The organism is Neisseria sp. DTU_2020_1000833_1_SI_GRL_NUU_006, from assembly GCA_032388755.1.
Classification (GTDB): domain Bacteria; phylum Pseudomonadota; class Gammaproteobacteria; order Burkholderiales; family Neisseriaceae; genus Neisseria; species Neisseria sicca_C.
In genome coordinates, this window is sequence record CP135593.1 from 1366863 (window position 1) to 1380596 (window position 13734).

Annotated in this window: 13 protein-coding genes; 4 read left to right on the top strand and 9 right to left on the bottom strand. The window is 54.2% G+C overall.

All coding sequences use genetic code 11. From position 1 onward, the window contains the following. Positions 1 to 46 precede the first annotated feature (46 nt). The 4 genes from RSJ68_06650 to RSJ68_06665 all read left to right on the top strand — a co-directional run bounded on the left by RSJ68_06650 (position 47) and on the right by RSJ68_06665 (position 5700). A complete protein-coding gene (locus tag RSJ68_06650) occupies positions 47 to 1843 on the top strand; it encodes an aminopeptidase P family protein (GenBank protein WNU96154.1) in 1797 nt (598 codons plus the stop codon). A 328-nt stretch (positions 1844 to 2171) separates the two neighbouring features. Continuing rightward, entirely contained in the window at positions 2172 to 3092 is a 921-nt protein-coding gene (oppB, locus tag RSJ68_06655) for an oligopeptide ABC transporter permease OppB (protein ID WNU96155.1), read from the top strand. A 72-nt stretch (positions 3093 to 3164) separates the two neighbouring features. Beyond that, the gene (oppC, locus tag RSJ68_06660; protein ID WNU96156.1) at positions 3165 to 4073 is read left to right on the top strand and encodes an oligopeptide ABC transporter permease OppC; all 909 of its coding nucleotides are present in this window, start codon (positions 3165 to 3167) and stop codon (positions 4071 to 4073) included. A gap of 22 nt (positions 4074 to 4095) precedes the next feature. Continuing rightward, positions 4096 to 5700 carry an ABC transporter ATP-binding protein gene (locus RSJ68_06665; GenBank protein ID WNU96157.1) on the top strand — a complete coding sequence of 535 codons (1605 nt, stop codon included), beginning with the start codon at positions 4096 to 4098 and terminating at the stop codon, positions 5698 to 5700. 489 nt (positions 5701 to 6189) lie between these two features. On the opposite strand, the gene RSJ68_06670 is transcribed toward RSJ68_06665, so the two are convergent. The 9 genes from RSJ68_06670 to odhB all read right to left on the bottom strand — a co-directional run bounded on the left by RSJ68_06670 (position 6190) and on the right by odhB (position 13697). Further along, positions 6190 to 6459 (bottom strand): hypothetical protein, encoded by a 270-nt coding sequence (locus RSJ68_06670; protein WNU96158.1) that lies wholly within the window; start codon positions 6457 to 6459, stop codon positions 6190 to 6192. A gap of 1 nt (position 6460) precedes the next feature. Next, on the bottom strand, positions 6461 to 6850 hold the full coding sequence (locus RSJ68_06675) for a phage holin family protein (protein ID WNU96159.1): 390 nt from the start codon (positions 6848 to 6850) through the stop codon (positions 6461 to 6463). Between the two features lie 205 nt (positions 6851 to 7055). Further along, on the bottom strand, positions 7056 to 7490 hold the full coding sequence (locus RSJ68_06680; protein WNU98364.1) for a DUF883 family protein: 435 nt from the start codon (positions 7488 to 7490) through the stop codon (positions 7056 to 7058). A 274-nt stretch (positions 7491 to 7764) separates the two neighbouring features. After that, positions 7765 to 8655, bottom strand: coding sequence for a succinate--CoA ligase subunit alpha (sucD, locus tag RSJ68_06685; GenBank protein WNU96160.1), 891 nt, complete (start codon positions 8653 to 8655; stop codon positions 7765 to 7767). Positions 8656 to 8665: 10 nt separating this feature from the next. Then, positions 8666 to 9832 carry an ADP-forming succinate--CoA ligase subunit beta gene (gene sucC / locus RSJ68_06690; GenBank protein WNU96161.1) on the bottom strand — a complete coding sequence of 389 codons (1167 nt, stop codon included), beginning with the start codon at positions 9830 to 9832 and terminating at the stop codon, positions 8666 to 8668. Between the two features lie 98 nt (positions 9833 to 9930). After that, the gene (locus RSJ68_06695; GenBank protein WNU96162.1) at positions 9931 to 10218 is read right to left on the bottom strand and encodes a hypothetical protein; all 288 of its coding nucleotides are present in this window, start codon (positions 10216 to 10218) and stop codon (positions 9931 to 9933) included. Positions 10219 to 10417: 199 nt separating this feature from the next. Continuing rightward, complete coding sequence (gene lpdA / locus RSJ68_06700) at positions 10418 to 11851, bottom strand: dihydrolipoyl dehydrogenase (protein WNU96163.1); 1434 nt, start codon at positions 11849 to 11851, stop codon at positions 10418 to 10420. 194 nt (positions 11852 to 12045) lie between these two features. Then, on the bottom strand, positions 12046 to 12315 hold the full coding sequence (locus tag RSJ68_06705) for a hypothetical protein (GenBank protein WNU96164.1): 270 nt from the start codon (positions 12313 to 12315) through the stop codon (positions 12046 to 12048). Between the two features lie 194 nt (positions 12316 to 12509). Beyond that, positions 12510 to 13697, bottom strand: a complete 1188-nt coding sequence (odhB, locus tag RSJ68_06710; protein WNU96165.1) for a 2-oxoglutarate dehydrogenase complex dihydrolipoyllysine-residue succinyltransferase — start codon at positions 13695 to 13697, stop codon at positions 12510 to 12512. Between the last annotated feature and the right edge of the window lie 37 nt (positions 13698 to 13734).

Below are 13734 nucleotides of genomic sequence, written 5' to 3' on the forward strand. Positions count from 1 at the left end.
AAAAAGGTCGTCTGAAACCGCGAAACCTTATTGGAGAATCCCGTTCATGAATACCGTATCGAATTACCTGTCCGCATTGCGCGACGCCATGAAAGCGCAAGGTTTGGACGCACTCGTCATCCCCTCCGCCGACCCCCATCTTTCCGAATACCTGCCCGCACACTGGCAGGCGCGCCGCGAGTTGTCGGGCTTTACCGGCTCGGTCGGCACGTTCGTCGTAACCGCCGATGAAGCAGGCGTTTGGGTGGACAGCCGCTATTGGGAACAAGCCACCAAACAGCTTGCAGGCAGCGGCATCGAGCTGCAAAAAAGCGGGCAAGTTCCGCCATATAACGAATGGCTCGCGGCAAACCTGCCCGAAAACGCCGCCGTCGGCATACCTTCCGATATGGTGTCGCTCACCGGCAAACGCACTTTGGCGCAATCCCTGACCGCCAAAAACATCCGCATCGAACACCCCGACGACCTGCTTGACCGCGTATGGAGCAGCCGCCCAGCCATCCCCGCCGAAACCGTGTTCATCCACGACCCCGCCTACATCTCTGAAACTGCCGCCGAAAAACTCGCCCGCGTGCGCGCCGTCATGGAGGAAAAAGGCGCGGATTACCACTTGGTTTCCTCGCTTGACGACATCGCTTGGCTGACCAACCTGCGCGGCAGCGACGTGCCTTTCAATCCCGTTTTCGTGTCCTTCCTGCTTATCGGCAAAGACAACGCCGTCCTGTTTACCGACCAAGGTCGTCTGAACGCCGAGGCTGCCGCCGCGCTGCAAACCGCCGGCATTACAGTCGAACCTTATGCCCAAGTTGCCGACAAACTCGCGCAAATCGATGGCGCGCTGCTCATCGAGCCGAACAAAACCGCCGTCAGCACGCTCGTGCGCCTGCCCGAAAGCGTGCGCCTTATCGAAGGCATCAACCCCTCCACCTTCTTCAAATCCGTCAAATCCGAAGCCGACATCGCCCACATCCGCGAAGCGATGGAACAAGACGGCGCGGCATTGTGCGGCTTCTTCGCCGAGTTTGAAGACATCATCGACAATGGCGGCAGCCTGACCGAAATCGACGTGGACACCATGCTCCACCGCTACCGCAGCGCACGTCCGGGCTTCATTTCATTGAGTTTCGACACCATCGCAGGCTTCAACGCCAACGCCGCCCTGCCGCATTACAGCGCAACGCCCGAAAGCCACAGCACCATCAGCGGCAACGGCCTCCTGCTCATCGACTCCGGCGCGCAATACAAAGGCGGCACGACCGACATCACCCGCGTCGTCCCCGTCGGCACACCGAGTGCCGAACAAAAACGCGACAACACCCTCGTCCTCAAAGCCCATATCGCACTTGCCGAAGCCGTGTTCCCCGAAAACATCCTCTCGCCGATGATAGACGCCATCTGCCGCAAACCCCTGTGGCAGGCGCAATGCGACTACGGCCACGGCACAGGCCACGGCGTAGGCTATTTCCTCAACGTCCACGAAGGCCCGCAAGTCATCGCCTGCGCCGCCGTTCCCGGTCCGCAGCACGCCATGAAAAAGGGCATGGTGACCTCCATCGAACCCGGACTCTACCGTCCCGGCAAATGGGGCATCCGCATTGAGAACCTCGCCGCCAACCAAGCCGTCGCCAATCCGCAGGAAACCGAGTTCGGCAGCTTCCTCTACTTCGAAACCCTGACCCTCTGCCCCATCGACACCCGCCTGATGGACACCGCCATGATGACCGACGGCGAAATCGACTGGGTCAACCGCTACCACGCCGAAGTCCGCTGCCGCCTCGAGCCGCTGACCGAAGGCGCGGCAAAAGCATGGCTGATCAAACGCACCGAACCGCTGGCGCGTTAACCGCAAAGGTCGTCTGAAAAAGGCCGTAGCGTGGGCTTTGCCCACGAGAAACACCAGCAAAAAGGTCGTCTGAAACCAAAAATCCGATTTCAGACGACCTCCGAAACAAACCCAAAACGCAGGCTTCCGCCCGCGACTGCCACAATAAAAAACCGTCCGAAATCCTATTCTAAAGTTTTCAGACGACCATAAAACAAAAGCCCGCACACTCCAAAACCAAGGGCCTGACTACAAAGAAGAGAAACCACCCCAAGCGTCCGAACCCCATTCAGACGACCTTCCCGTATTCAGGCATATTCCGACCCACCAAGCCCCGAGCAGGTACGATATGCTGAAATTCATCATCCGCCGCATACTTTCCGCCATCCCCACCATGCTGGTACTGATTACCGTCTCATTCTTCATGATGCGGCTCGCACCCGGCAGCCCCTTCACCGGCGACAAAAACGTACCGCCCGCCGTACTGGCCAACATCGAGGCCAAATACCACCTGAACGACCCGATGTACCTGCAATACTTCAACTATCTCAAACAACTCGCCCACGGCGACCTCGGCCCCTCGTTCAAATACAAAGACTACAACGTCAACGAGCTGCTCGCCCAAGCTCTGCCCGTCTCCGTCGAACTGGGCGTGTACGCCTTCATCGTCTCCACCGTCTTGGGCGTACTCATGGGCACCATCGCCGCACTCAGGCGCAACACCTGGGCGGACTACACCATCATGACCGCCGCCATGACCGGCATCGTCGTCCCCAGCTTCGTCAAAGCCCCCATTATGATTTTCATCTTCGCCATCACCCTCAAATGGCTGCCGGCCGGCGGCTGGAATGACGGCTCGTTGACCAGCCTCATCCTGCCCGTCGCCGCCCTCTCCATCGGCTATGTCGCAGGCCTCGCCCGCATCACGCGCGGCGCGATGATAGAAGTGTTGAACAGCCCCTACATCCGCACCGCCCGCGCCAAAGGATTATCGATGAACAGCATCGTCCTGCGCCACGCCCTGCGTCCCGCCATGCTGCCCATCCTCTCCTATCTCGTTCCCGCCTTCGTCGGCATCATCACTGGCGCCATCGTCATCGAAAGCGTCTTCGGGCTGCCCGGCATCGGACAACTCTTCGTCAACGGCGCGCTCAACCGCGACTACGGCATGATCTTGGGGCTGACCATCCTCGTCGGCGTACTGACCATCGTCTTCAACGCCATACTCGACATCCTCTACGCCCTGATCGACCCCAAAATCCGCTATTAAAAGCAAAAAAGGTCGTCTGAAAACCGGTTGCGATGTTTTCAGACGACCCCCGAACAAAAAACGGAGAACACCATGCTATTCAACAAGAAAAATTCCCGCGCCATAGCAGACGCCGCCGAACAGGCACAAGTACACGGACGCAGCCTGTGGCAGGACGCATGGCGGCGTTTCAGCAACAACAAAGCCGCCCTGTGCAGCGTCTTCATCCTTGCCGCCATTATCCTCTTCGTTATCGCCGTCCCCTGGGTCAGCGCCTACACCTACGACCACACCGACTGGGACAACATGCAAATCCCGCCTTCCTTCGCCACCCGCCACTACTTCGGCACCGACCTGCTCGGACGCGACCTCTTTACCCGAGCCGCCGCCGGCGGACGCATCTCCCTGCTCATCGGCATCGCAGGCGCACTTGTCGCCGTCGTCATCGGCACGCTCTACGGCGCGCTCGCAGGCTTTTTCGGCGGCAAACTCGACTCCGTCATGATGCGCCTGCTCGAAATCCTCAACGCCTTTCCGTTTATGTTTTTCGTCATCCTGTTGACCACCTTCTTCGGACGCAACCTCTTACTCATCTTCGTCGCCATCGGACTCGTCTCATGGCTTGACGTCGCCCGCATCGTCCGCGGTCAAACCCTCAGCCTCAAACACAAAGAATTCGTCGAAGCCGCCCGCATCACAGGCGTATCCCGCCGCCGCATCGTTACCCGCCACATCATCCCCAACGTACTCGGTGTCGTCATGGTTTACGCCTCCCTGCTCGTCCCCGGCATGATCATGTTCGAATCCTTCCTCAGCTTCCTCGGATTGGGCGTACAAGAACCCATGACCAGTTGGGGCTCCATGCTCCAAGACGGCGCAGCCTCCATGGAAGCCGCCCCGTGGCAGCTCCTCGTCCCCTGCTTCTTCCTCGTCGCCACCCTCTTCTGCTTCAACTTCATCGGCGACGGCCTGCGCGACGCACTCGACCCCAAAGACCGCTGACACACACAACGAGGACACACCCATGACCACCCCATTACTCACCGTCGAAAACCTCGACATCCGCTTCCAGCTCCACGAAAAAACCGTCCACTCCGTGCGCAACATCAGCTTCCAAGTCGCCAAAGGCGAAACCCTCGCCCTCGTCGGCGAATCCGGTTCCGGCAAATCCGTTACCGCCATGTCTCTCATGCGCCTTTTGCCCGAAAACACCACCCTTTACGGACAAGACTCACGCATCACCTTCGACGGCACATCCATCCTCGACGCAGACGAAAAAACCCTCCGCAGCCTGCGCGGCGGACGTATCAGCTTCATCTTCCAAGAGCCCATGACCTCGCTGAACCCCTTCATGAAAATCGGCACCCAGCTCACAGAAGCCCTGCGCGTCCACAACAAAACCATCACCCGCAAAGCCGCCCGCGAACGCATCCTCGACCTCCTCAACCGCGTCGGCATCCGCGAAGCAGAACGTCGTCTGAAACAATACCCCCACGAATTCTCAGGCGGCCAGCTCCAGCGCATCATGATCGCCATGGCGCTGCTCAACGACCCCGCTCTGCTCATCGCCGACGAACCCACCACCGCCCTCGACGTCACCATTCAAGCAGAAATCCTCGACCTCCTGCACGACCTCCAAAAACAAATGGGCATGGCGATTATCTTCATCACCCACGACCTCGGACTCGCCGAACACTACGCCGAAACCGTCTGCGTCATGAAAGACGGCGAAATCGTCGAGCGCGGCAAAATCAAACAAGTCTTCGCCAACCCGACCCACCCCTACACCGCCCAACTCATCCACTCCGTCCCAAAAGGCATGAAAGACCCCGTAGAAGGCAACCCGCCCGAGCTCATCCGTGCCGACAACATCAACGTCCACTTCACCCTCAAACACAACTTCTTCGGCAAACCCCTCAAAACCTTCCACGCCGTCAAAAACATCAGCCTCGCCATCCGCCAAGGCGAAACCCTCGGCATCGTCGGCGAATCCGGTTCCGGCAAATCCACGCTCGGCAAAGCCATCATGCAAATGCTCCCCTACCAAGGCAGCATACACTTCGACGGCAGCGACCTCGCCGCCCTCACCCCCGAACGCGCGCGCCAGCTCAAAGCCGAACGCCAAATGGTCTTCCAAGACCCCTACGGCTCACTCTCCCCTCGCCTCACCGTCGGCGAAATCATAGGCGAAGGCCTCACCGTCCACCGCCCCGAAATGACCAAAACCCAGCGCACCGAACTCGTCCTCAAAGTCCTGGACGAAGTCTCCCTGCCCGCCGACGCCCTCAACCGCTACCCGCACGAATTCTCAGGCGGACAACGCCAACGCATCGCCATCGCCCGCGCCCTCATCCTGCGGCCCAAGTTCATCCTCCTCGACGAACCCACCTCCGCCCTCGACCGCTCCGTCCAAATCAAAGTCGTCGAACTGCTGCGCGGACTCCAAACCAAATACGGACTGACCTACATCTTCATCAGCCACGACCTCTCCGTCGTCCGCGCCGTCAGCGACAACGTCGCCGTCATGCAGCACGGAGAACTCGTCGAATACGGCAGCGCAGACCAAATCTTCCACCACCCGCAGAAAGACTACACCAAACGCCTCATCAACGCCGCCTTCGACCTCTGACCCAAGGTCGTCTGAAATCAAAAGTAGCGTAGGCTTCGCCCACGAACCCTGCCAACCTCAGAAGGTCGTCTGAAACCCAACTTTCAGATGACCTTCTTTCTAATCTCATCTACTTCATCGCAAATTTCAACGCAAACTTTACCAATCCAACCCATAATTACCTTCAGCAGCCGTCATTCCCGCGCAGGCGGGAATCCATCGGAAACCCTAAGAAACAGATATTCAAAAACAGTTGCCGAAATTCAAAAGTGGATTCCCGCCTGCGCGGGAATGACGGCAAACAAATATCCCGTCGGGACTCCCCCAAACTGCAACCGCACAACCCGTAGCGTGCACTTTACCCGCAAACTACCCAAATAAAAAAACCGCCCCAAACCCAAATTCAACAGCCGTAGCGTTGTCAGTTTCGCCTATAAATCCTAAATACAAAAAGGTCGTCTGAAACCCGACTTTCAGACGACCCTGTTTCTAATCTCGAGCTATCTCGAGCTACTTCATTAAAGCTTTCATCACAAACGCAACCAAAAGTGCGCCGAAACGGTATCTGCGGGGAATGGCGAGTCCGGCAGTTTTATATAAAAAACCCGTGCGTTTAAGCTCTCCACCCAAATCAAGAAGGGTCATCAAACCGTTTGATACGCCACTGTCCTGCAATTTTGATTTACGCTGTTTCAGATAGGATGCCTTAATTCTCACTTGAATAAGTTTTGCTTCCAATTGCAGCAGTTCTCGTGCTTCATCACGCTCCGATTTATTCATTTCATTCTCCTTCCTGCATATCCAAACCACGCAGGCAGGCAATGTCTGCACGGATGTCCTGCAAAGTAGCAGCGATTTGATTATTTTGGTTGCGCCAGTTATAAATCACCCTGTAAAGCAGAATGGTGATCACAGCAATGCTGGCAGCGGAAATACCGAAAAACACCCATATCGCTGCACTATCCGTCAACACCCGATTCAGTCCAAACAACAGGCTGATGAATGCAACCAACATCAATATCCCAGATACGACCAGCCATATGATGATGAGAAACACATTTTTTGCCTGCTCAGACAAATCCAAATTCAAAATCTGCATTCGAAGCAAAAGCAAATCAATACCCTGGTTCAGCAGGGTTTTTGTATGTTCTATATTCTGTCTGATACCCATATTTTTTCCAATTTCTTAATATTCCGGCATAGGAACTGCAAAATTTTTTTACTGTCAAACCATCAAAAAATGGTAACCAACCTAAAACCGAAATAACAAAACGCCGTCTGAACAAGATTTTAACAAATCGCGTGCTCGGACGGCATTTATGTCAATCAAACTGATATATCAGTCAAGGATCCCGATAATATCAATCAATTGGCGATTATCTACGGTTCAGCAATACGCCAACAACCAATCCGGCCAGCGCAGCAAAACCCATAGCGTAATAAGGATTGTCATGAACGACTTCGTCGGCTTGACGCGCACCGCTTTTAATGCGGTCACCAGCTTCTTCACCGAATTCTACCAAACGTTTTTTACCTTCCTTCAAACCATCTTCGGCAAAATCTTCCAAGTCGTCATATTTTTCGCGCACACGGTCAGCGTGATATCTGATTTTGTCGCCAGCTTCTTCTTCGAAACGGAGCATGCGGTCTTTGGCAGCACCGAGTTTTTCCTGCAATTTCTCTTTGGCTTTCTTGCCTTCTTCAGAACCGGCTTCCACACCTTTGCTGTACAGCTCTTCAATATCATTCATTACATCTTGAATGTCATTCAACAAGCTTTCCTTGCGGGAATCGAAATTTTGCTTTTTCATCATTATTTCCTTAGATTGGTGTAGGTTAATCGGTCTAAGTCTATTTGTTTGTTTCAAAATGTTAACACTTTTGAGTTAAAATGACCGACCGTTAAATGACAGATTGTTCATCTGTTAAAAGATTATAACTCTTTTGAACTTATTCTCAAGTCAATTCGGATAAAGAAACCGGCTAAATGTGTAAAGATTAACGCATTAGATAAAAAGGTCGTCTGAAAGCCTGTTTCCAAATTTTCAGACGACCTTTCGGCTTTTCAGTCAAAACGACCAAGCGTTACGCCAAGCCTTTTGCTTTCAACACTTCCAGCATGGTGCTGCCCAATTCGGCAGGGCTGCGGGTGTAGGCGATGCCGGCTTTTTCGAAAGCTGCGAATTTTTCTTCCGCAGTACCTTTGCCGCCGGAGATAATCGCACCGGCGTGGCCCATGCGTTTGCCTTTAGGAGCGGTCACACCTGCGATGTAGCCGACAACAGGTTTGGTTACGTTGGATTGGATGTATTCGGCTGCTTCTTCTTCCGCAGTACCGCCAATTTCACCGATCATGATGATGGCGTCGGTATCGGGGTCTTCTTGGAAGAGTTTCAGCGCGTCGATTTGGTTCATGCCTGGAATCGGGTCGCCGCCGATACCGATACAGGTTGATTGACCCAAGCCCAGTTTGGTGGTTTGTGCCACGGCTTCGTAAGTCAATGTACCGGAACGGGAAATGATGCCGATGCGGCCAGGAGTATGAATGTGTCCCGGCATAATGCCGATTTTACACTCACCCGGAGTAATCACGCCCGGGCAGTTTGGGCCGACCAAACGTGTGCCGTTGCCGTTGGTTTCCAAATAGCGTTTGGCTTTGAGCATGTCCAGAGTCGGTACGCCTTCGGTAATCACAACCACCAAGCCTACGCCGGAATCAACCGCTTCAACGATAGAATCCAACACAAACGGAGCGGGAACGTAAATTACGGATGCGTCTGCGCCGGTTTCTTTAACGGCTTCTTTCATGGTGTTGAACACGGGCAGGTTCAGGTGGGTTTGACCGCCTTTGCCCGGGGTAACGCCGCCGACGACTTTAGTGCCGTAAGCCAGAGCTTGTTCGGAGTGGAAAGTACCGTTTTTACCGGTGAAACCTTGAACCAATACTTTGGTGTCTTTATTAATCAATACGCTCATTCTTTTCTCCTTAGGCGTTTACGGCTGCGACAATTTTTTCGGCTGCGTCATTCAGGCCGTCGGCGGAAGTCAGTTTCAGACCTGATTCGTTCAGGATTTTCGCGCCGAGTTCGGCGTTGTTGCCTTCCAAACGGACAACGACAGGCACGTCAACGTTGATTTCTTTAACGGCTGCCACAATGGCTTCCGCAATCATGTCGCAACGGACGATACCGCCGAAGATGTTGATCAATACGCCTTTGACGGATTTGTCTTCGAGAATCAGTTTGAACGCTTCAACCACGCGCTCTTTAGTCGCGCCGCCGCCTACGTCGAGGAAGTTGGCAGGTTGGCCGCCTTTGAGTTTGATGATGTCCATGGTTGCCATCGCCAAACCTGCGCCATTCACCATACAGCCGATGTTGCCTTCCAGCGCAACGTAGTTCAGGTCGAATTCGGAGGCTTTCAGCTCGCGTTCGTTTTCTTGAGATTTGTCGCGCAATTCGGCGATTTTCGGCAGGCGGTAGAGCGCGTTGCTGTCGATACCGATTTTGCCGTCCACGCAGGCCAGCGCGCCGTTTTCGCGGACTGCCAGCGGGTTCACTTCAAACAGAGCGAAGTCGTTTTCGACAAACGCTTTGTACGCGCCGGTCATCAGTTTGACGAACTCGTTGATTTGTTTGTCTTTCAAGCCCAGTTGGAACGCCACTTCACGCGCTTGGCAAGGTTGCAGGCCGACCAGCGGGTCAACGGTTACTTTGAAGATTTTTTCAGGGGTTTCGGCGGCAACTTTTTCGATTTCCACACCGCCTTCGGTCGAAGCCATGAACGTAATGCGACGGGTAGAACGGTCGACCACCGCGCCCAAATACAGCTCGGTTTGCACCGGATACATGTCTTCGCAAACCAAAACGCTGTTGACCGGCTGACCGTTGGCATCGGTTTGATAAGTAACCAGATTGGTACCAATCAGGCTTTCTGCCACTTCTTTGGCTTCTTCACGGCTTTTGACGACTTTTACGCCGCCCGCTTTACCGCGTCCGCCTGCGTGGACTTGGGCTTTGACGACAGCAAATTTGCCGCCCAGTTTGTCGTAAGCGGCTGCGGCTTCCTCGCCGTTGTGTGCCAAAATACCGCCTTGCACAGGCAAGCTGTAGCCTGCCAGCAGTTCTTTAGCCTGATACTCGTGTAGATTCATGGATTTCTCCTTTAGATTAGTGGAATGCCCTGAGACTGCCCATAAATGGCAACCCCGTGCGTTTCAGACGACCTTTCGGCGGTCGGAAAATCGTCGTTTCACTTGCTGAACGGCAACCACATCCGCGCAAGCAGATACATGATTGCGCCGCCGCCCCCGAGGATAAAAAAGACGATGCCTTTTTTACGCGAATTCGGGCAGAGCAGGTAAACGGCAAGGCTGAAACTGATAAACAACAATGCCACGCGCCAAACCAATTCTTTGTCTTTGAAGCGGTTGAGCGTATAAGTTTCGGTCATCATCACATACATTTGCCACAACGCGGCCATACACATGCTGATGATGCCCATCGGTATAAACAGGATACCGATTACTTCTTTATTCATAATCAAATGCTGTCTGTGAATGTGTCGCCGATTATATAGTAGATTCTGCTTAAATCGTCATTCCGGCCAGGGAACAATAGCAACTGATACGCTCTATTTTCTCTCTATACCTATCGGAACATTGCTTCCGAACATTCATCTTTCCGAAAAGGTCGTCTGAAAAAGTTTCAGACGACCTTTTATGCTTTACTTGACCTCATCAGCCGTGCAAAGCGCGTTTGTCGGCGGCCAGTGCGGCTTCGTGAACCACTTCGGACAAGGTCGGATGGGCATGAATGATGCGGGCGATGTCTTCGCTGCTGGCGAAGAATTCGAGCGCAGTGACGCCTTCAGTAACCAATTCGCTGACGACCGGACCGATCATGTGTACGCCCAAGATGCGGTCGGTTTTGGCATCTGCCAACACTTTGACCGTACCTTTGGCTTTACCCATTGCCAACGCGCGACCGTTTGCGCCGAAGCCGGAAGTGCCTTTTTTGTATTCCACGCCTTCGGCTTTGAGCTGCTCTTCGGTTTTACCGACCCAAGCGATTTCGGGATCGGTGTAAATCACGAACGGTACGCTGTTGAAGTCGATATGCGGTTTCTGACCGGCGATGCGCTCGGCAACAGCAACGCCTTCGTCGCTGGCTTTGTGCGCCAGCATCGGGCCGCGAACCACGTCGCCGATTGCCCAGACATTAGGCAGGTTGGTGCGGCATTCGCCGTCCACTTTGATAAAGCCACGCTCGTCTTTTTCCAAGCCGACGGCTTCGGCATTCAGACCTTTAGTATTCGGAATACGGCCGATGGCGACGATGAGTTTGTCGAAGACTTCGGTTTTGGCTTCACCTGTGGCAGTTTGGTAGGCAACGGACACGCCTTTGCCTTCAGATTTGATGTCGCCGATTTTCACGCCCAGTTCGATGTTCAAGCCCTGCTCTTTGGTGAAGTATTTGAAAGCTTCTTTGGCGATTTGCTGGTCGGCGGCAGCAAGGAAAGTCGGCATGGCTTCGAGGATGGTGACTTGCGAACCGACGCGGTTCCATACCGAACCCATTTCCAAACCGATCACGCCTGAACCGATAACGCCCAGTTTGGCAGGCACTTCGGTCAGGTTCAATGCGCCTTCGTTGTCCAATACATTTACATTGTCGATGGCAACCTGCGGCAGCGGACGCGGCACGGAGCCGGTCGCTACGATGACGTGTTTGGCTTCGATAACGGTTTTTTCGCCTTTGTTATCGACTTCGATTTGGTAGGCATCGCCGTTTTTGCCGGCAAATGAAGCCGTACCGAACAGGCTGGTTACTTTGTTTTTTTGGAACAGGAATTTCACGCCGCCGGTAAGCTTGGTTACGATGGCGTCTTTGCGCGCAATCATTTTCGCTGCGTCGAATTTGATGTCGCCGACACTGATGCCGTGTTCGGCAAAATCATGCTGCGCAGCATGGAAATGTTCGCTGGATTGCAACAGGGCTTTGGAAGGAATGCAGCCGACGTTCAGGCAGGTGCCGCCCAGCGCGGGCGCGTCGCCTGCTTTGTTGACGCCTGCATCGACACAGGCGGTTTTGAAACCCAGTTGGGCGGCGCGGATGGCGGCAACGTATCCGCCGGGGCCTGCGCCGATGACTACTACATCGTATTGAGACATGTGAAAAATCCTTTGTTGTTTGATATTTTTGCCGCAGGAAAACCTTCGGCAAAATTTCATCCACTATATTTTGCATAAGAGGTCGTCTGAAAGCGCGGCTTCAACGAAGTTAAAGCTCATTCTGCCTTTTTCAGAGTGCGAAGCCTGCCCGCAGGCACGACCTTTTGAAACTTCAGCCCGATTGTTCAGCCGCATCAGCGGCGGCAGGAATGCGGGCTGTATTCCCTGACTTCCTGTCCGGTGAAATTGTTGTAAACGCGGACGGTAGCATGCGGATAACGTTTGCACAAAACGCTGCGGGCGACGGGAATGCCTGCTTTGTTGCTATCCATTTCAAAACGCTTGTTCAACATTCTGCCGCGCGCGTCGTAGGCGTTGACGGAATATTCCTTGCCTTCGAATGCGGCACACGCGCCAAGCAGGGAAACGACAGCCAAAAGCGGAAACAGGGAAATGGGTTTCATGGATACGCTCCTATGGATTTTCATACCGTTTGCTTCTGCACGGAAAATGGCAGCAACAAACTTCCTTCCTTAGATTTCAAACATCCCGCCGTTTTCAGACGACCTTTTTTCGTTTCGAGGTCGTCTGAAAATCAGTAAGCAGCCCGATTTCAAACTGCTTTGTTTTAATCCGCTTTATATCCCTTTGGAGGCGTTTACAAATCCAACAATAGGCGTGCCGGATCTTCCAGCGCGTCTTTGATGGCAACCAAAGTCAACACGGCTTCGCGGCCGTCGATGATGCGGTGGTCGTAAGAGAGCGCCAGATACATCATCGGACGTACGACGACTTGGCCGTTTTCCACGACTGCGCGCTCTTTGGTCGCATGCATACCCAAAATGGCGGATTGCGGCGGGTTGATAATCGGGGTGGACATCATGGAGCCGAACGTACCGCCGTTGGTAATACTAAACGTACCGCCGGTCAAATCTTCCAGCGCGATTTTGCCGTCTTTGGCTTTTTTGGCGTAATCGACGATGGCTTGTTCGATGTCGGCAATGCTCATTTGGTCGGCATCACGCAGAATCGGAACGACCAAACCGCGCGGGCTGCCGATGGCGATACCGATGTCGAAGTAACCGTGATAAACGATGTCGCTGCCGTCAACGGAGGCATTGACCACCGGATATTTTTTCAGCGCAGCAACGGCTGCTTTGACGAAGAAAGACATGAAGCCGAGTTTGACGCCGTGTTCTTTCTCGAATTTTTCTTTGTATTTCGCACGCAAGTCCATGATGGGTTTCATGTTGACTTCGTTGAACGTGGTCAGAATCGCGTTTTCTTGTTGCGAAGCCAAGAGACGCTCGGCAACGCGGGCACGCAGACGACTCATCGGAACGCGTTGCTCTGGACGTACGCCCGCCGGAACAGGTGCAGGTGCAGACGCGGCAGCGGGTGCAGCGGCAGGTTTGGCGGCGGCGTTTTGCACGTCTTCTTTCAAGACGCGACCGTCGCGACCGGAACCTTGCAACGCGTTCACATCCACGCCGGTTTCGGCTGCCAGTTTGGCGGCGGCAGGCATGGCGGCATTGGTTTGCGCAGCGGCGGGAGCGGCTTCAGGCGCAGGCGCGGCGGCTGGGGCTTCAGCAGAAGCGGAAGCGATAGCAGCGGTGTCGATGCGTGCCAACACTTGCTCGGCGGCAACGGTTTCGCCGTTTTGGGCAATGATTTCAACCAATACGCCGGCTTGTGGGGAAGGTACTTCCAAAACCACTTTGTCGGTTTCGATGTCAATCAGGATTTCGTCGCGCGCTACGGCTTCGCCGACTTTTTTCTTCCATTCCAAAAGCGTGCCTTCGGATACGCTTTCGGACAGCATGGGTACTTTTACGTCAATAATCATTTTGTGTCTCCGGATGGTCGTTGGTTTTCAGACGACC

What these genes read in the sequence shown, in the direction of transcription:
- sucC (WNU96161.1), bottom strand. Translation starts at nt 9,832, where the DNA reads ATGAATCTACACGAGTATCAGGCTAAAGAACTGCTGGCAGGCTACAGC.
- RSJ68_06670 (WNU96158.1), bottom strand. Translation starts at nt 6,459, where the DNA reads ATGAATAAATCGGAGCGTGATGAAGCACGAGAACTGCTGCAATTGGAA.
- RSJ68_06650 (WNU96154.1), top strand. Translation starts at nt 47, where the DNA reads ATGAATACCGTATCGAATTACCTGTCCGCATTGCGCGACGCCATGAAA.
- sucD (WNU96160.1), bottom strand. Translation starts at nt 8,655, where the DNA reads ATGAGCGTATTGATTAATAAAGACACCAAAGTATTGGTTCAAGGTTTC.
- oppC (WNU96156.1), top strand. Translation starts at nt 3,165, where the DNA reads ATGCTATTCAACAAGAAAAATTCCCGCGCCATAGCAGACGCCGCCGAA.
- RSJ68_06665 (WNU96157.1), top strand. Translation starts at nt 4,096, where the DNA reads ATGACCACCCCATTACTCACCGTCGAAAACCTCGACATCCGCTTCCAG.
- odhB (WNU96165.1), bottom strand. Translation starts at nt 13,697, where the DNA reads ATGATTATTGACGTAAAAGTACCCATGCTGTCCGAAAGCGTATCCGAA.
- RSJ68_06680 (WNU98364.1), bottom strand. Translation starts at nt 7,490, where the DNA reads ATGAAAAAGCAAAATTTCGATTCCCGCAAGGAAAGCTTGTTGAATGAC.
- RSJ68_06675 (WNU96159.1), bottom strand. Translation starts at nt 6,850, where the DNA reads ATGGGTATCAGACAGAATATAGAACATACAAAAACCCTGCTGAACCAG.
- lpdA (WNU96163.1), bottom strand. Translation starts at nt 11,851, where the DNA reads ATGTCTCAATACGATGTAGTAGTCATCGGCGCAGGCCCCGGCGGATAC.
- RSJ68_06695 (WNU96162.1), bottom strand. Translation starts at nt 10,218, where the DNA reads ATGAATAAAGAAGTAATCGGTATCCTGTTTATACCGATGGGCATCATC.
- oppB (WNU96155.1), top strand. Translation starts at nt 2,172, where the DNA reads ATGCTGAAATTCATCATCCGCCGCATACTTTCCGCCATCCCCACCATG.
- RSJ68_06705 (WNU96164.1), bottom strand. Translation starts at nt 12,315, where the DNA reads ATGAAACCCATTTCCCTGTTTCCGCTTTTGGCTGTCGTTTCCCTGCTT.